This window comes from Micromonospora parastrephiae, assembly GCF_016802865.1.
GTDB lineage: Bacteria > Actinomycetota > Actinomycetes > Mycobacteriales > Micromonosporaceae > Micromonospora > Micromonospora parastrephiae.
On record NZ_JAEVHM010000001.1, the window covers coordinates 81,130 to 98,265 of the forward strand.

Below are 17,136 nucleotides of genomic sequence, written 5' to 3' on the forward strand. Positions count from 1 at the left end.
AGCGGTACATGCGGGTGATTTGGATCAACGGTGCGTTCGGCGCGGGGAAGACGACTCTGTCGGAGAAGTTGACTGCGGAGGATCCTCGGCTGTTGATATTCGATGCGGAGTTGCCGGGGTTCATGGTCCGCGAGATCGTGCCGCTGCCCCCGAGCGGCGACTTCCAGGATCTGCGGGTGTGGCGTCGTAGCGTGGCGGATACGGCGATAGCACTACTGGAGGAGTACGGACGCACTCTCGTGGTGCCGATGACCGTGGTGGTGCCGTCGTATCTTGAGGAAATTTTCGGTCGGCTGCGCGCCCACAGCGTGGGCGTCGACCACTTCTTCATCGACGTGCCCTTCCGCGTCCTCCAAGCTCGAATTGAGGCGCAGTCGATCTGGCCGGATGACCCGGCTCGTGATGGGCAGGTGCGTACGTGGCGGCTGGAGCAGGTGGCCCGCTGCGCTGCGGCTGTCGGTTTGTTGCCGGCTGACACGGTGGTGCTAGATGGTGAGCTGCCGGTGGCAGAGTTGGCATCGCAGGTGTTGGCGCGGTTGGCTGAACGGTGATCAGGCGTGCGGCCCAGAGGCCACGATCGCTTGGGCTGCGGCGTTGTTGGCCGCCAACCAGCCAGTGGGGTTGCCGCAGTCGTGGTACTCGCCGGTGACCGGGTGGATCAGTACGTCGTTGTCGCGGGCGAAGGCAATGACGGCGTCGGTGGCCTGGTACTCGCCGTTGGGGGCCGGGGTCAGCTTCTGGAAGTAGGCCACGGCGTCGGCGGGTAGCAGAGTGCGGCTGATGTTGACGTAGGCGGTCGGCTCGCCGTAGTCGTCTGGCTTTTCCAGCAGCTGATCGAGTAGCTGGTGACCTCCGGCTGCTCGCGGGTGGAGGATGCCGTAGCGGTGGGCCTCGGCACCGGGCACCGTGGCGGCGGCGAGCGCGCCGGTACTCCGGCGGCGGCCCGGGCAGTGGCGAGGTCGGCCAGGTCCGACCCGCCGTCGTTGCGGAGCAGGAGGTCGTCGCCGGCGACCAGGAGGAAATCGTCGCCGGCGATGAAGTCAGCGGCGACGATCGCGGGCAGCGCGGTGCCGTACCGGTCGTCGCGAGGTTGTTCAAGGAACGTGAAGTCGGCTTGACTGTGAAGGTCCGCGAGGGACGCGTACTTGTCCTGCCAGCCGCGTGCGGCGAAGTAGTCCTTCAGGTCGTGGTCTTCGGTGAAGTAATGACGCACCTGGCGGCCGATCTCGCCGGGGGCGGTGACGATCGCGATCTCGCGGGCGCCTGCGGCGACGCAGTCAGCGACTGCGTAGGCGACGACTGGTTGGTTGAAAATCGGCAGCATGCACTTGTTGATGGTTTTGCCGATGGGGAAGAAGCGGCTGCCCATGCCGGCGACAGCGATGACGGCCCTCACGCGCTTACCTTTCGGTTGGGTTGCACCGGCCGTCAGCGTGTATTGACAGTGAACCGGGCGGATCTGTGCAGTTTACGCATCGCACTAGTCCGATTCGGCGCACATGGCCAAGGCGCGCACAGGTGCGGGCCGCCGGCGCTTCGATGCCGGCGGCCCGCGATGATTCGTCAGCGTGAGGTGGGCACCTTGAGCATGGTGGTGGTCGTGGGTTCGACGGCGGCTGCGGCCAGGGAGCCGGCCCGGCGGATGCGGTCCCACGTCGGGGTCCGACGTGTGTCGGGGTCGAGGCCGTGGCGCAGGGCCTGCCGGTGGACGCCGTTGAGCATGGTGTCGTAGTCGTGCGGGGCGCTCCGGTGGCCTTCGACGTACTGGTAGAGGGTGGCGACGCCGACCTCGGCCACGGTGTGTCCGCTGCGTGCGATGGCGGCGAGCAGGTCGGTGTCGAACGCCAAGCTGTGGTCGGCGGTGAGGGGCAATGCGGTGCGCAGTGCGGTGGCCGGGAAGGCTTTGAAGCCGGCCTGCGGGTCGGTGGCATCGAGTTGCAGGAGGTCCCGAACGGCTCGTTGGTAGAGCCAGGTGGTGGGGGTCGGGCCGGTTGGCGGGTAGTAGCCGTGGGAGTCGGGGCGGCGGCGGGAGCCGATGACGGCGCCGACGCCGGGTTGGTCGAAGGCGGCAACGTGGAGACCGAGTTGCTCTAGTGGGTAGGTGAGGTCGAGGTCGGTGTAGGCGAGGATGGTGCGGCCGGCGCCGGCGAGCTCAGTCAGGCCCCAGAGCACGGCACCACCTTTGGCGCTGGTGTCGTCGGGGCGTTGGGCGACAGTCACGCGGATCTGCGGATGGTCGACGTCGATCGCTCGGGCGGCGCGGGCCGAGGCGCCGTCAGTGCTTTCGTCGACCAGGAGAAGGTCGGCGTGGGCGTCAGGACAGGCTTGCAGGAGCCAGCCCAGTTGGGCGACCTTGACGGTGAGCGCGTCGTCGCCGCTTTCGGGGGTGAGATGGTGCGTCTCGGCGCGCATCGGCACGACGATGCCGAGGTCGGTGGAGGCGGGGCGGGTCAGGAGGGCAGCTTTGGACCGGGCAGCCTTGATGGCGGCGATCAGGCCGTGCAGGTGCAAATCCGCGGGGACGGCGTCGCGGCGGTTCTTGGCGAGGCCACGCACGAAGGCGATGAGGAGTTCATCGCTGTAGTGCGGCAGCGGACTGTGAGTCTGATGGCCGGTGAGGTGGTCGGCGACCAGGTGCAGCAACGCGCGGCCGGTGGGGTCGGCGGCCCAGCACTGGTTGGGAGTAGGTGGCGCGTCTGCTGACTCCCAGGTGCTGCGAACGTGCTCGGCGAGGAGGTCGTAGCCAGCCACGAGGGCACGCTGGGTATCGTCCCAGCGTGCGCCGTCCTCGGTGAACTCGGCTGCCTGCCACGCCTGCTCCCAGCCGCCCGGTTGGGCTTCCGCGGCGCTTACGGCGGTGGTGACCTGCTGCCAGCGATGGCGGGCGGCGGGCCAGGCGCAGGTCGGTTCTTCCCCCGCGGCGAGGATGTCGGCGGCATGCTCGGCCAAGGCGAGAGCCTCGCTGGCTTGGGTGGGGGTGTCGACGGCGGCGGTGAGAGCGGAGTACCACAGCTCGGCGGCCAGCGTCAGTCCGGCGGTGTGGTCGGCGAGGTCGCGGATCGTCTGTTCGCGCCGTGCGAGAAGCGCGGCGCGCACCTGCTGATGGCGGGCGCGGTCGAAAGCGGTCGCGCCCGCCAGGTCGATGTGAGCCGTCGGGACGCGGCTGGCGCGGGCGTCGAGCAGCGCGAGCAGCCCGCTCTGGGCTGGACCGGTCAGGGCGCCCGTGTCCAGGATCGGAGCCAGTAGCTGTCCCAGTACCGCCGGGTCCGCTGCGGCGGCGGATGCGCGGAATCGTTCGCTGGCGAGGTACGAGTCGTCGACCAATGCCGGCTGATGGACAAGGGTCGCCATGGTGCGGGTGAATCGATGACACGCGCCGGGTGAGGTGCCGTCGGGGAAGAGTCTGCCCCTGAGGGCACTGGTCGCCTGCTTGGCGTCGGGCCGGTGCGCCACGAGCAGCGCGAGTGAGGTGATGGGCAGGTCCGTTCGTTCGTCGAGCGCGCGGGCGATCCGGTCGGCGGCCGGCATGGCGGTGATCGACAGTAGCGCTCGCACGGTGGCCGGGTCCGGGTCGGCGGTCGTGGCAAGGAGCACGGCGAGGTCGACGTCCTCGTCGTGGCGGTGGTTCAGGAGCGGGGACTCGGCCAGGGGTAGGAAGATTCGCTTAGGCGCGGGACGTGCTGGGGCGGTCATCGGGTGATCCTTGCGGCGACGAGCTCGGCGGCCTGCCGGGCGGTGTGCACCGGGAAGAGCAGGTTCTGGCGCAGGAACGTTCGTTCGAACTGGCTCAGCTCGGCGTGCACGACGACGGTGGTGCCGGTGATGTCCACCCGGGCGTCGGGCTTGCCGATGCGTGCCAGGAGGTGCCGGACTGTTTCCTCGTCCGGCGGCTGTGCTGCCGCGCACACCTCATGCTGGGCGGCGGGGCAGCGCAGGCGGCAGTTGGTGGTGGGCTGGTCGTAGTGGCCGTTGTAGTCGGGGATGTGGCTGCCGCGTTCCACTGCTCGGCCGCACGAGGATCGTTTCAGGACTGCGGGGCGCCAGTTTGGGGCGACGTCGGCGTACACCTCGTCGAAGGCGGCCATGATCCGCGCTTCGGTGCCGGCGGTGAGCAGCTTCTTGCCGGGGGTGAAGGAGCCTGCCGGCAGGGGCAGTCCGTAGGACATGAAGGAGTGGACGTGGTCGTCGGCGAACTTCAGCCCGCCGAGAACGACGGTGCGGGCGTCGGCGTCCTTGAAGGTTTGCCAGACGTGACGTAGGTGGGCGTCGGTGGTGTTGAGTCCTTCGGCGATCGGCCGGTAGTACGCCAGGACGTTGATTTTGTCGGAGTGCAGGATGCGGCGTAGGAACCGCAGGCGGCGCCCACGGTTGGGCGGCTCGATCGACTCGGGCATGGCGGCGTAGCAGACGTTGATGTCGAGGTCGACGTGGACGAGGGATTCCAGGCAGTCGATCTGCTCATCGGAGAGGGTGTACTTCGTGATGCACGAAACGCGGTTGGTCAGACCGAGCTCGTCGAGCAGCTGCAACGCGCGCCAGGTTCGCGGCCACAGCTTCGGCAGGAACGCCTCGGAGGTGGACATGTGCAGGCCGATGGGCGTGTGGTGCGGGGTGAACCACGGGTGCGACAGCAGCCGCGCGACGACGTCCTCCGGTTCGAGGAACCCGGTCGGCTCCCAGGAGCCGAGGTAGCCGTCGACGGTGTCGCCTTCGCGCCGGTAGCAGTAGGCGCACATCAGGGGGCAGCCGATGCCGAAGTCGGCGGACATGCCGCCCTTCATCTGCGAGATCATGTAGGTGGTGTTCAACCCGTCGGGGCCGGCAGTTGCCTGGCTCGCGGCGATCTGCTCGACCGTGGCGATCGGCGCGAATCCGGCCGGCAGCACCGACTTGAGCGCGTACGGGGCGTCCGGGGTACCGACGACGCCAGGCCACGCGAAGGCGCAGCGCAGCGCGAATCCCAGGGTGTCGCTCTGGTCAGCGTCGAGGTGGTGGGTGCGGGTGAGCGCAGCGATCGTGCGGGCGGGTAGTTCCTGCAGCGGGATGCGGCGGCCGGTGGGCTCGTGCAGCAGCCGGCCCGCAATGACGTCAGCCAGGGCACGCTCCAGCGCCCCGGCGGCGAGTTCGCGCGCCGCGTTCACGACCGGGTAGGGGTCGGATAGGTCGAGGACGGCTTGCAGGTGGCGGGCGACCTCGGATCGGGCCGCACCGCTGCAGAGGGCCGGTGGTTCGGCGGCCGGTTGGTCGACGGTCGGTGGGCCGCTGAGGGTCGGTGTGCTGGTCGGACTGCTCACATCTGCTCCTTCTGTGATCCGGCGGTGGCGTCGAGGGGTTCGGGTTGGATCCATCCGTGTGGTGCACGGACGTTCAGGTGACGGCCGGCCTCGATAAGCGCAGCGAGATCGTCGGCGTCGAGGGCGATGCCGTCCTGGCGGGCCCGGTCGCGCTGGGACCAAGCGCGATCCCCGGGCATCCGGGCACCCTGCTCGCGCACCGCTCGAGCGACGGCGGCAACGCCGGTCGCCAGCGACTGGGCGACGGCGAGGCGGCGAGGGTCGACCGCAACAACCAGCAGCCCGCGGCCGTCGTCTCCTGCCGGCAAGGGGGTGCTCCCGGTCAGCGCGCCGACCAGCAGTTCCAGGACGATCGCCAAGGCTTGGCCGCGCTCGCCCACGGGCAGCAGCGCCGCAGCGAGGTTTGGATCGCGGACTCGATGCCCGCTCGCGTCGAGGGCAACCCCGTTGGGCAACGTCTGGCCGTTGCGGGCCAGGTGGTGCAGGTGGCCCCAGGACATCGCGGCGGCTGCCAGGTCCACCAGCACGGGGCGCTGCTGGTCCGGACCTGGAACGGCGACCGCCAGTGCGCTGCTGCCCAGGACTGGAGTGCTAGTGCCTCCGTGCAGGGCCACGCTGCGTGCCGACGCCTGCACGGCGGCCACGCCCACCAGGCCGCGCCGGGCCAGCTGCTCAGCGGGAATGCCGAGCGCGCCGACATGACCGGCCCGACGAACGGTCACGGCGGCGATGCCGCAGCGCCGCGCACGGAGCATCGCGGCGGCGACCGCCAGGCGGGCGGCTACCGGCCCCGGGGCCAGGTCGGCGTCCACGACCATGACGGCTTCCTCGTCCTGCACGGTGCGAATCAGGGGACGCGGGTTCAGGTGCCCGGTTCGCAGCTTGTCCAGGTAGCCGGGGGCCAATCGGCTGCCGTGGCCGGGGATGCCACGAAGGTCGGCCTCCACGTGGGTATCGGCCATCACTCGCGTCCCGGCTCGGGTCATCCCGGCTGCCTCGTAGAGGCACTGCAGGAATTTGGCGAGCTGGCCGGCCGGAATCCTGGTCACCATGACGCACCGGAGACGGGTACGACACCGTGGGCGCGGCCGTCGCCGAGCAGGATTCGGGCCACCGTCGCGACGGACGCCCAGTGCGGGCTGAACGCGGCCACCAACACCGGCGCGGGCGAACTGGCCAGGTCGTCCACGTCTCCGAATGTGACCTGAACGACCATCCGCCCGCGCTCAAGGAGCCGAGCGGCTTCCTGGACAGCTCTACTCGGACCCGCCGTTGTGGTGCGGGTGTCGTAGCCGTACAGGATCACGGGGCCGGCTGTCGGCACTGGGGCGCCGACCGGCACCTGCACCACGCGGTGACGCGCGGCTAACAGCGTGGGCAGATAGTCCGGCGTTAAGCGGGCACTGTCGGCCCGCCGCTGCCCCTCGTCAGGCACCCGCACCAAGGCCAGCACCTTGCCGGGCGGCACGTCCAGCGGAAGGACCCGGTCTCCGCGCACCACCGCCACCGAACGGTCAGCAATCCGTTCCGCCGCACGCCAGGCCGCCGCGTTCGCCGACGGCCAGTCCGGTCGGAGCGAGCTGGGCGTCAGCCCGTATCGCCGGTGCAGTGCCTGCACACGGTCCACGGCCTCGCTGATGCGCTGGCGGTCGATCACGCCCTGCTCGACCGCCGTCGCCAGCGCCTGCACCACCTCTGTGCGACGCCGAACCGCCGCCGTCCGTGCCGCCGCTGAGCTGTGCCCCCGGGAAACCTCCGAGTCCAGCATCACGATGTCCACCCCGGCGGCCACCGCGGCGACCGCCGCGCGGGCCGGACCGCCGAGCGGCTCGTGCACCGCAGGAATCGACAGGTTCTCGCTCACCACCACACCGCCGAAGCCCAGCTTGTCGCGCAACAGATCCAGCACGCGCGGCGATGCGAACGCCGGCTTGTTGTCTACGGCGAGCACGGTGTGGCTGCCGACCATCACGCACGCCACCTGCGCGTCGATCGCCGCTCGAAACGGCAGCAGCGCACCTGGACCGAGTCGGTCGACCACCGGCGCGACGTGGTGCGGGTCCCCGCCAACCCCGCCCAGACCGGGAAAGTGCTTGGCGGTCGCCGCGACGCCGGCCCTCTGCAATCCGCGTACGTACGCTGCCGCCAACAGCGCAACCCGTTCAGGATCGGAGCCGAAGGCGCGAGCGCCAACCGCAGCAGTCGCCGGCCACCCCGTGGTGTCGCACACCGGCGCCAAATTCCAGGTCAACCCCACCGCGCGCAGCTGCTCACCGATCGTCGCCCCAGCGAGCTCGGCCAGGTCCTCGTCCCCTGCTGCCCCGAGCGCCAGGTTTCCCGGCAACTGGGCCACGCCTGGCCAGTCCAGCGCGTTCAGCCGGCCGCCCTCCTGATTCACGCTCAGCAGCAGCGGCGGCCAACCGACCGAGTTCTCGCTCGCCGTCCGGGTGGCCTGGCTCAACCGGGCCGGGCCTGCGACGATGGCTTTACTGATTCGGCCCGGCTCACTAGCGGCCTGCTCGTGCAGTGACTGAGCGCGATCGTCGGGCGGTAGGGACATCCGGCCGGGGCGCACCAGCAGATCAAAGTCAGCGCTAAGGACGGGATCGACTCCTACCGGCTGGCCGGGAAACAGACGTGGCATGACAGCTCTCCCTTGCGACCGCAGGTCGACTGATGGGCATCAACTGCAGGACGGCCGGAGTGACAACCGATGCCCTGGCCCTGCCCACACATCGACCTTTGTCGGTTCCGAGCGCCTGGGGCAGGCATCGAAGCAGTGCCATCGGTGCCGCTCGCTCGGAACCTGGTGCGGATGGTGCGCTTCGCTCCCCGCCACTGACCGTGGCCGCTACTGTCAGGCCCGCGGCTGCACTACTCGCACCCGGAAGGGGATCCCACCGTGGAGGCCGAACCCACAACCTCCCGCGCCAACCGACGTCTGGCCGGCCTGCTCCGAGAGGCGCAATGGGGGCCCGAGGCCCTCGCCCGACGAATTAACTCGGCTCTGGTGGCCCGCGGCAGCACCCGCCGAGTCCACCCCAAGACCCCCTACAAATGGCTCTCAGACGGCGCGGTGCCGCACGGTGACATACCCGAACTCGTCGTTGAGGTACTTTCCACCAAGCTCAGAAGCGACCTGATGTTCGAGGACGTCTGGGGGGTAACCGCCCCGCGTCCGCATCCAGCGCTGCCGGCGAACCACGCAATGGACCTACCCTGGGACAGCAACGGACTGCTCAGCCTCGTAGGAGGACCCGTGCCGACCCGTCGCACCGTCATCGCTGTCACCGGCGCCGCGCTCACCGCCCACGCCTGGACCGCGCTGCACCAGCCATATCCAGACCTGATCGCGGCCGCCGGAAACGGCGGACCGGTCACCCCACCGCTACTCGATATGATCGACACTGTCGTCGCCCACGCACAGAAGCTCGACGACCACCAGGGCGGCGCCGCCCGTGGATTCGTCAGTGACCAGTTCACCGCCGTAGCCCGGCTCCTGCGCCGCGCGTCCTACAACGCGGAGGCAGGCCGCCGCCTTGCCGCCGCACTAGCGCAACTCGCCCAGACCGCGGGGTTCATGGCGTTCGATGCCAACGAGGACGGCCTCGCCCAACGCTGGTACCTCACCGCTCTCCGCGCCGCGCACGCCGCTCGCGATCCCGGCCTCGCCGCCAGCATCTTGGCCCTCATGTCCAACCAAGCCGCCGACCGAGGCCACGCCCTCGACGCCCTGCAACTCGCCTCAGCAGCCCAAGAATCAGCGGCAAATACCCTGCCCGCCGTCCGCTCACTGGTAGCCGCCCGCAGCAGCCTCGCCCACGCCGTCGCCGGCGACCTCACCAGCTTCTTCCACATGCGCGAGAACACCCTCGCGGTCCTCGACGCCGCCCCCGACGCCCCGCTGCCCTCATGGGCGTCGTACATCGACCGAGTCGAACTGGACGCGATCACCGGCCGAGGCCTCGTCGTACTGGCAGAGCAGGTCCCGATTCAACGGCCCGGACTCCTTCGCCAAGCTGAGCGGCTGCTCCACGCCCGCGCGCACACCAGTCCCACCGACTCCCCGCAACGCTCCGCACTACGCCACGGCGCCTGGCTCAGCCTCGCCCACCACGCCGCCGGTGACCTCGACCTCGCGGTCAGCACCGCCCGCCTCGCCCTTGGTCGCCTACCCGCCGTCAGCTCCGTGCGCAGCGTCGCACTGTTACACCGACTGCACGACGAACTCGCCCCCGCCGCACCGCGCTCGCCAGCGGTCCGCGACATCCTCCGCGAACTTCGTGAGTTGCCGCGGACATCACCCGCACGGTGATCACTTTGGAAGGTCGCGCATGTCTCCTGCCTGCGGCATCACCGGTGGACACTCACCGAGCCCGGTGTGCTCACGTTCGCCCGCTGCTTGGCATGGCGTAAGAAGCCCGCCGCACGTCTCCTTGGCCGAGCGAATGTCCGCAGGCCCACGATTCGACTCCGTTGTAGGTGGTCGCCCGAGCGCACTTCTTAGAGCTGACCTGTGCGCCTGTCGGCTGCTTGCCATCAGGGCGACGACACCTCCGGCGGCACGGTCGACGTCGCGGCCATTGCCGACGGGGGCCAATGCCGCGTCAGCTCGCTAATGACCACGCGGACACGGTATGGGCCTTCTCCGACCTGACCCAGGCCGCACGCCGCATCATTGAGGGCCCCCTGCGGATCGCTGGTGTGATTGGCGATCAGGTTCTGAGTGGCGTGGGCCCAGGCCAGTACGTCGGGCTGATCAGCGGCGACTGCCAGGTCGGACACCTCGGCGGGCGTAGGTGCGCGAGGCGACGGCCGAGCGCGCGGCGTGCAGCACTGATCTCGTCGCTGTCGCCCATCGGCCACCACCCCCGAGGTTGAGCGCTCACGGTGGGCGGTCACCGTAGCGGCTTGCTGTGACATTTTCCGGGCCGGTAGCCGGCGGATCATGCGGCGAGGTAGGACCATCAGATGTCGCCGAACCCGGTCAAGGTGGCGGGTGTTGGAGTTGGTGTCGGGATGTGCCGACATTGTCGGTGCGCGGCGCTGCGGGCGTGTCGGCTGCCTGGAGTTCTACGGTACCCGCATGCCCTCCGAACCCCAGGAATTCACCGCTGGCCTCCCGCGCAAGCGGATGGCGGCCGGCCTGTTGATCACCGATTCGCAGGATCGGTTTTTGCTGGTCGAGCCGGCGTACAAGACGGATTGGAGATTCCCGGAGGCGGTGTTGAGGCCGGCGAGTCGCCGTGGCAGGCGGCGGTGCGAAAGTGCCGCGAAGAGCTCGGCGTGAGCCTGACGCCGGGTCGTCTTCTCGTCGTGGACTGGGTGCCGGCCCGTGATGGCCGCACCGACGGTGTGATGCTCGTCTTCGACGGCGGTTTCCTGGACGCGGTTCAGGCGCAGCGGATCGTCGTGCCGCCCGCGGAGTTGAAGGGGTGGGCGTGGTCTGACCCGCCGCAGACGCGCCAGCGGTTGCAGCCGTTGCTGGCCCGCCGCGTCAGCGAATGCCTCCAGGCGCGTGCAGACGGGTCGACCCGCTACCTCGAAGACGGCGTGCCGGTCTCCTGATCTCGACCTGCCGCATCCCGACAACGGGCGGATGCTCGTCGCGGTCGGCCGGCTGCTCACCTGATATTCGTTCGAGGGAGGAAATGTCTTCATGGCACCGGGAAGCAGGACGAGCGAGACGTTGACGGCGGAGGATGCTCGCCGGCAGCTGGTCGAGCAGCTGCGTAGTCAGGGTTGGATTACCCGACCGGAGGTGGCGGCGGCGTTCACCGCGGTGCCGCGGCACCTGTTCGCTCCGGCCGGTACCAGCATCGAGACCGCGTATGCGAATGATGTTGTCGTCACCCGACGCGGCGCGGACGGAAAGGCGACCAGTTCGATCTCCGCGCCGTGGTTGCAGGCGTACATGGTGGAGACCGCCGGGCTGAGGCCCGGCGCCCGGGTTCTTGAGATCGGCTCAGGAGGGTGCAACGCCGCGCTGATCGCCGAGGTCGTCGGCCCGGCCGGAGCGGTCGTCAGCGTCGACATCGACGTGCAGGTCGTCACCCACGCGCAACGGGCGCTGGCCCGGGCAGGCTACCCGCAGGTCAAGGTGGTCCACGCCGACGGCGTCCACGGCCATCCCGCCGACGGGTTGTGGGACGCGGTGCTCGTCACGGTCGAGGCCAGTGACCTCCCACCCGCGTGGACCGACCAACTCTCACCAGCCGGCAGGCTGGTGGCGCCTCTGCGGATGCGCGGCAACACCCGCTGCCTCACCCTGCAGCCCGCAGGTGACCACCTAGTCGCGACAGCGTCTGTGCAGTGCGGCTTCGTCGCGATGCAAGGCCACGGCCGGAACCCGGCCCGCCAGGTGCCGCTGCGCGGCGACGACGCCGTTCTCACCCTGGATGACGACACCACCACCGCCAACGCCGAGGCCCTGCGCGCTGCCCTTGATGGGCCACGGGTTGAGGTGCCCTCGCCGGTGACCCTGGACATGAGCATGGGCACCTACCTCGAGAGCCTGCACCTGTGGCTGGCCAGTCAACCTCGCCCTTACGGCGTGCTCAGAGTCGACCGGGACCGCACCGCCGGCCTGCTGGATCCCCAGGACCGCTTCTTCTGCCCCACCCTGCTGACCAATGACAGCCTCGCCTACCTCACCATGCGCCGCCACGACACGACGACGTGGCAGTTCGGCGGGCACGGCTTCGGTCCTCAGGCCACCAGACTGACCAGCGATTTGATGGAACTGATAGCAGCCTGGGATCAGCAGTACCGGGCCGGCGCCGGCCCGGACATCACCGTGCACCCGGCCGGCACGCGACTGCCCGACACTGAGCGGTTGCGGCTGCTCGTGCCCCGCCGCCACACGCTGACCGCGATCACCTGGCCGGAGACCAACCGATGAGCAACCCCGAGTCGCCGATCTTGATCTGCCTGCGGGGGAACTCCGGCTCTGGCAAGAGCACCATTGCCCGCGAGTTGCGGTATCGGCACGGCCGCGGCTGCGCCCTCGTCGGCCAAGATCACATTAGGCGGATCCTTCTGAGGGAACGTGACAAGCCAGGTGGTCTCGCGCCCACGCTCATGGCGCAGAACGTCCGCTTCTGCCTCGACCACGGCTACCACGTGATCCTCGAAGGGATCATGCACGCCGCCCGGTACCGGAGCATGCTCACCGAGCTGCGCGACGCGCACCGGGGACGAACGCTCCTTGTCTACCTCGACGTATCACTGCCAGAAACCCTGCGGCGACACGAAACACGTCCCATGGCGGCGGAGGTATCGCCGGACCACCTGCGCAGCTGGTACACCCCACACGACGTCCTCGGCTGGCCCGACGAACTCGTCCTTCCCGAGACCACCACCCTGGAACAAGCGATCGAACGCATCGCCACCGCCGCCGGCCTGCCGTTGACCGGCCGCAACGACGACCTGCTCCCGGCCGTCCCATGACCGCACCACCGAGAGCAACCCCAGACAGTGCCGGCCTCGCGGCGGACGAGGCGGATGACGTGTTCCGGCACCGGTCGCGCGTGCCGCTGCCGCAGGGGTGGGCACCGGACGGGTGGTGCACCGCACCGACAAGGCCGTCGTCGCCACCGGCCGCCGCGACGGCCAACCAGTGATCGTGAAGCTGCTGACCACCGACGACCCGTACTGGGTAGGCCGGCGCCAGCACGAGCTACGCATGTACGAGCTGTTCGCCGACCAGCCGCCCCCCGGACGCGTGCCGCAGGTCCTGTACGCCGACGCCCGTCTGACCGTCCTGACTCAGCTACCGGGGCAGCGCCTGGGCGACCAGCGCCACCTCACTCGCGACGTCAACCCCGCCACCGCACTACTGGTCCTGACACCCTCGACACCTTCGCCGCCTGGACGCCAGCACCGCCACTGCCGCAACCTGTCGACTACCACGGCCGGATCGACGCCGAACACGCCGCCGGGCTTCTCGACGACGCCGACCAGCATGCCCTCCACACCGTCGTCGACCAGCTTGGCCCGGGCCGGGTCACCGCACACGGCGACCCCCTACCCGCGAACCTGCTCCTCGACCGCAGGCACTGCGCCCTCATCGACTTCGAGCACACCAACAGCTACCTACCCGGCTACGACCTCGCGCTGCTGCACATCGTCGGCGCCGCGGCCAGCCCGACCCTCACTGCCGCGATCGCCGAACGCTTGCACACCACCGGGATCGTCCCCGCCTACTCCGTCAATGCGCTCCTACTCGTCTGCCGAGAGATCCGTCTGCACATTGTGCTGCCAGCAGACGGCGCGACCACGTCCCGGCTCGCGTACCTGCGACAGCTCCTCAGCCAGGCACGCCACGACGTTCAGACGCTGATGCGATGGGCGTAAGTCCGACGAATGCCACTGCGCGGGCTCACCTCAACCCCACGGCGGGCTCACCGGCACCTTCCCCGCGGAGCCGTGACTTCCATCGCCTGTGGGGCGCCTACTCGGTCAGCCACCTGGGATCCGCCATCGGGGCGGGCGCACTGCCGCTGGTCGCGATCCTGCTGCTGGACTCATCGAGCCTGCAGATCTCCCTGCTCGCGGTGATCTCCGGCCTCGCCTCGGCGGTCATTGCCCTACCCCTGGGCCCTTGGATCGAGTTCCGGCGCAAACGACCCGTGATGATCGGCGCCGACCTGCTGCGCTGCGCGGCCCTGACCAGCGTCCCCATCGCCGCCGCGCTCGGTGCCCTGACGTACGAGCAGCTGTGCGTCGTCGCCGTCGTGCAGACCGCCGGCACCATCGTGTTCAGCGCCGCCAGCGGCGCACACCTGAAGCACCTGGTCACCGTCGATCAACGCGTCACCGCCAACAGCCGATTCGAGACCTCCCAGTGGACGGCGAACAGCCTCGGCTCACCCATCGGCGGTGTCCTCGTGTCCTGGCTCGGCGCTACCGCGTCCATCACCGTCGACGCCGCGAGCTTCCTGATGTCCGCGCTCGGGATCCGCCGCCTCCGCAGCCCCGAACCGCCGCCACCAACGCGCCAACCCGCCCCAAGCCGGCGTCGGCGCCGGGAAGCCATCGAAGGATGGCGGCAAATCCTTCACCACGCGGGCCTGCGAGCCCTGTTCGTCAACGCCGTCATCTTCGGCGGCGCCATCACGGCCAGCACGCCCATCATCGCGGTGTTCATGCTCCGCGATCTACGCCTGGCCCCTTGGCAGTACGGCCTGGCCCTCGGACTGCCCTGCCTCGTGCGGATCTGCCGCAGGTGGGGCGCCGCCGACAACACGGCTGCTAGGCGAGCGTGCCTAGACTCGAAGTGGCCGCTGACCAGGACCGCCCGAGCCAAGTAGTTCGCTAGCGAGAACTGCTCTGGGTCGGTTGAGAAGTCAATGAAGTCGCTGGCCGCCATGAGCCAGGTATCGGCCGATGAGCCGAGCTACCGATCTTGGTCGGCGGTGGGACAGGATGTTGGCCCGAGTCGGCTTCTAAGTGAAGGTTCCTGTGGCGATTTCCGAGAGAACGTTGAAGATCGTCTGGTCGGAGGCCGGTGGCAAGTGCTGCATCTGCCGCGTGCTGGTGCTGACGCCCGGCACCGAGGACGACGACCCGTCGGTCTTCGGCGAACTGGCCCACATCGTGGCGAAGAGTCCTGGAGGTCCCCGAGCCGGCGGCCTGGATCCGTCGAAGCTCGACACCCACGAGAACCTGATGCTGCTGTGTAACAAGCACCACAAGCAGGTGGACGACCAGCCCAACCACTTCACCGTGGAGAAGCTGCATCAGATCAAACGCGATCACGCAGCTTGGGTGGCGTCGGAGTCCAGTGCCCCGGACAACATGAAACTGATGCGGGACCCGACGTATCCGGTGCCGAAGAAGCTGAACATGATTGCCACTGGACACGCCCTCTGGCCGATGATCCAGGAGTGCGTGGCGACCAGCTACATCATCCCCGACCGTATGCCAGATGAGGACGAGGACCTGATGGTCGAGTTCCTACAGGTGGTCAGGGACTACGCCGATATCCACGACGATCTTCACACCGTCCGTGAGCACCGCGATGCCGCCAGGGCCCTGGGCGAGTACATCAGCCAACTTGCCGAGCGCAACTACTTCGTTGGCGCGTACATGAGGCGGCTTCTTCTAATCGGCGGGGTATCCAAGGAGGGCTCGCCGTGGCCGGAGCTCCACATCGAGATTCACGCTGGCGACCAGGCCCAGATCGTGGACAAGGACGGCAAGCCGATGGGTGCCACGGCTGGCGCTGTCAGCCGCGAGGTCGGGCGTGTGATGTTCCTGCGATGGCTGGAGCAGTACAGCGTTGAGCATCCGGGTGATCCCGCGCCGCTGGCCGAGTTCTTCGGAGAGGAGCCACCTTCCGGACACCCGGAGGTGCTTTGGCGGGATCTGATCCGCGGCCTGCGCAACGAGGGTCTGATCCTCTGCTTCGAGAGCCTGGAGTTCTGGTCCAGCAGCGCCACGATCACTGACAAGGGCAGAGCAGATCTGGAGTCGCGTCAGCCGTAGAGATGTCCGGAGACTGGCCTACTCGTCGAGGTAGCGGACCTCTTCGTCGTACGCGTCACTGAGCCATTTTCATCGTGGGTAACGGGCGTCTTCGGCGGCTTGGAGGACGAGGATGGCCTGGACGATCGGGGTGGCGCGGCGTGGGCAGCAGCGTAGTTTGGTCAGGGTCTTCCACGACTTGAGCGCGGAGACGGCGCGTTCACCGAGGGCTCGAATCTTGGCGTGATGCCGGTTGACGGACTTATGCCGGCGGGCCAGGCGGGTGCGGCGGTGTTTGAACGGGGTCCAGACGGTGCCGCGGGCGCCTTGGTGGCCCTTATCGGCGGAGGTCAGCACGTCTGCGCTGGTCAGCGCGTCGATGATGCGGTGGGTTCGGGCTGCGGTCAGGTTGTGGGCCGAACCGGGCAGCGCCGGGGATGCCCAGACGAGGCGGCCAGCGGCATCGGCGATGACCTGCACGTTCATGCCGTGGTGCTTGTGTTTCCCGGAGTAGTACGGCTTCTGGTCGGCGACCCGGTCTATCGGTATCAGGGTGCCGTCCAGGATCGCGTACGCCAGCCGGCGGATCCGGTCCATGGCGGTGGCCATGTCGTTGGCGGCCGTCGCGAGCAGGGTTATCGCTTCCTGCACGTAGCGCCAGGCGGTGGCGACGCCGATCTCGAAGCCGGCCGCGAGTCGGGTGTAGGTGTCGCCGTTGCGCAGGTGGGCGAGAGCCAGTAGCGCCTGTCGACCGGGGTCGAGGCGCCGCCACCGGGATCGGCGCTGCTTGCGGTGGCCGCGGATGCGGTCGGCGAGGTGGTTCAGGGTGCGGCTGGACAACGGAATCGTGGCGGGGTAGGACAGCATGGCGAGGCTCCCGGTCGGGGCTTCGAGTCTTGGTCGGCAGCTGTCCTACCTGGAGCCTCGCACCCATCGATCACCGGGCCAGCCACACTCGGCCCCGAGCTGCAAGATCAGCTTGGAAAAGGCTCACTGGTTTCTTTCGTCTTCTCCAGCAGCTCAGCAGGAGGCTCTTCGCCGCGAGCGAGATAGGCCGCTACGAGGTCGATCCACGACCCAACGATAGCGCTAATTGAAGGAACGTCCTCACATGCCGCGATCCGGGCGGCATCTCACATCCACCGATTACTCATCGTGAGTGGCGGAGGTAGGTCGCCGGGCCCGCCGCCGTCGCGGCGTATGGAGCGCTTCGCGTCCCGGACCTCTGCACATTGGCGTAGCCGCATCTGCACTGGAACCCGTACGCCGACACCATCGTCGCCAGCCCACCCACCGACACGGCACTCACCGGCATCATGACGCTCGGCCACGCGGCCGAAGACCCAGCAGTGCCCAACGCCCACCTTGCTAAACG

16 protein-coding genes are annotated in these 17,136 nt (G+C 68.9%); 8 read left to right on the plus strand and 8 right to left on the minus strand.

Features of this window, described 5'->3' with window-relative positions:
• Positions 1-8 precede the first annotated feature (8 nt).
• Entirely contained in the window at positions 9-551 is a 543-nt protein-coding gene (locus JNW91_RS00425) for an AAA family ATPase (protein WP_203172944.1), read from the plus strand.
• Here JNW91_RS00425 and JNW91_RS00430 read toward each other — a convergent pair whose 3' ends face one another.
• The 6 genes from JNW91_RS00430 to JNW91_RS00455 all read right to left on the minus strand — a co-directional run bounded on the left by JNW91_RS00430 (position 552) and on the right by JNW91_RS00455 (position 7,755).
• On the minus strand, positions 552-752 hold the full coding sequence (locus JNW91_RS00430) for a hypothetical protein (RefSeq protein WP_203172945.1): 201 nt from the start codon (positions 750-752) through the stop codon (positions 552-554).
• On the minus strand, positions 731-1,396 hold the full coding sequence (locus JNW91_RS00435; protein WP_203172946.1) for a sugar phosphate nucleotidyltransferase: 666 nt from the start codon (positions 1,394-1,396) through the stop codon (positions 731-733). Before JNW91_RS00435 ends, JNW91_RS00430 begins: the two co-directional genes overlap by 22 nt.
• A 167-nt stretch (positions 1,397-1,563) precedes the next feature.
• Positions 1,564-3,693, minus strand: coding sequence for a glycosyltransferase (locus JNW91_RS00440; RefSeq protein ID WP_203172947.1), 2,130 nt, complete (start codon positions 3,691-3,693; stop codon positions 1,564-1,566).
• On the minus strand, positions 3,690-5,294 hold the full coding sequence (locus JNW91_RS00445; protein WP_203172948.1) for a hypothetical protein: 1,605 nt from the start codon (positions 5,292-5,294) through the stop codon (positions 3,690-3,692). Before JNW91_RS00445 ends, JNW91_RS00440 begins: the two co-directional genes overlap by 4 nt.
• Entirely contained in the window at positions 5,291-6,343 is a 1,053-nt protein-coding gene (locus JNW91_RS00450) for an Ldh family oxidoreductase (RefSeq protein ID WP_203172949.1), read from the minus strand. Before JNW91_RS00450 ends, JNW91_RS00445 begins: the two co-directional genes overlap by 4 nt.
• A complete protein-coding gene (locus tag JNW91_RS00455) occupies positions 6,340-7,755 on the minus strand; it encodes a glycoside hydrolase family 3 protein (RefSeq protein ID WP_203172950.1) in 1,416 nt (471 codons plus the stop codon). The genes JNW91_RS00450 and JNW91_RS00455 overlap by 4 nt, the downstream gene beginning before the upstream one ends.
• Positions 7,756-8,553: 798 nt before the next feature.
• On the opposite strand from JNW91_RS00455, the gene JNW91_RS00460 reads away from it, so the two are divergent.
• Positions 8,554-9,609, plus strand: coding sequence for a hypothetical protein (locus JNW91_RS00460; protein ID WP_238423975.1), 1,056 nt, complete (start codon positions 8,554-8,556; stop codon positions 9,607-9,609).
• 224 nt (positions 9,610-9,833) lie between these two features.
• On the opposite strand, the gene JNW91_RS00465 is transcribed toward JNW91_RS00460, so the two are convergent.
• A complete protein-coding gene (locus JNW91_RS00465) occupies positions 9,834-10,079 on the minus strand; it encodes a hypothetical protein (protein WP_203172952.1) in 246 nt (81 codons plus the stop codon).
• A 214-nt stretch (positions 10,080-10,293) separates the two neighbouring features.
• On the opposite strand from JNW91_RS00465, the gene JNW91_RS31565 reads away from it, so the two are divergent.
• From JNW91_RS31565 to JNW91_RS00490, 6 genes are all read left to right on the plus strand, one after another.
• A complete protein-coding gene (locus JNW91_RS31565) occupies positions 10,294-10,584 on the plus strand; it encodes an NUDIX hydrolase (RefSeq protein ID WP_238424045.1) in 291 nt (96 codons plus the stop codon).
• Positions 10,500-10,862 (plus strand): NUDIX domain-containing protein, encoded by a 363-nt coding sequence (locus JNW91_RS00470; RefSeq protein ID WP_238423976.1) that lies wholly within the window; start codon positions 10,500-10,502, stop codon positions 10,860-10,862. Before JNW91_RS31565 ends, JNW91_RS00470 begins: the two co-directional genes overlap by 85 nt.
• 91 nt (positions 10,863-10,953) lie before the next feature.
• Positions 10,954-12,195 (plus strand): methyltransferase, FxLD system, encoded by a 1,242-nt coding sequence (fxlM, locus tag JNW91_RS00475; protein ID WP_203172953.1) that lies wholly within the window; start codon positions 10,954-10,956, stop codon positions 12,193-12,195.
• On the plus strand, positions 12,192-12,743 hold the full coding sequence (locus tag JNW91_RS00480; RefSeq protein ID WP_238423978.1) for a kinase: 552 nt from the start codon (positions 12,192-12,194) through the stop codon (positions 12,741-12,743). The genes fxlM and JNW91_RS00480 overlap by 4 nt, the downstream gene beginning before the upstream one ends.
• A gap of 896 nt (positions 12,744-13,639) precedes the next feature.
• Positions 13,640-14,605 carry an MFS transporter gene (locus JNW91_RS00485; protein ID WP_203172954.1) on the plus strand — a complete coding sequence of 322 codons (966 nt, stop codon included), beginning with the start codon at positions 13,640-13,642 and terminating at the stop codon, positions 14,603-14,605.
• A 151-nt stretch (positions 14,606-14,756) separates the two neighbouring features.
• Positions 14,757-15,782, plus strand: coding sequence for an HNH endonuclease (locus JNW91_RS00490; protein WP_203172955.1), 1,026 nt, complete (start codon positions 14,757-14,759; stop codon positions 15,780-15,782).
• Between the two features lie 69 nt (positions 15,783-15,851).
• On the opposite strand, the gene JNW91_RS00495 is transcribed toward JNW91_RS00490, so the two are convergent.
• Positions 15,852-16,628 carry a transposase family protein gene (locus JNW91_RS00495; protein WP_203172956.1) on the minus strand — a complete coding sequence of 259 codons (777 nt, stop codon included), beginning with the start codon at positions 16,626-16,628 and terminating at the stop codon, positions 15,852-15,854.
• Between the last annotated feature and the right edge of the window lie 508 nt (positions 16,629-17,136).

Coding starts and splice junctions, on each gene's coding strand:
- JNW91_RS00480 (WP_238423978.1), top strand. CDS start 12,192: ATGAGCAACCCCGAGTCGCCGATCTTGATCTGCCTGCGGGGGAACTCC.
- JNW91_RS00440 (WP_203172947.1), bottom strand. CDS start 3,693: ATGACCGCCCCAGCACGTCCCGCGCCTAAGCGAATCTTCCTACCCCTG.
- JNW91_RS00425 (WP_203172944.1), top strand. CDS start 9: ATGCGGGTGATTTGGATCAACGGTGCGTTCGGCGCGGGGAAGACGACT.
- JNW91_RS00495 (WP_203172956.1), bottom strand. CDS start 16,628: ATGCTGTCCTACCCCGCCACGATTCCGTTGTCCAGCCGCACCCTGAAC.
- JNW91_RS00485 (WP_203172954.1), top strand. CDS start 13,640: ATGGGCGTAAGTCCGACGAATGCCACTGCGCGGGCTCACCTCAACCCC.
- fxlM (WP_203172953.1), top strand. CDS start 10,954: ATGGCACCGGGAAGCAGGACGAGCGAGACGTTGACGGCGGAGGATGCT.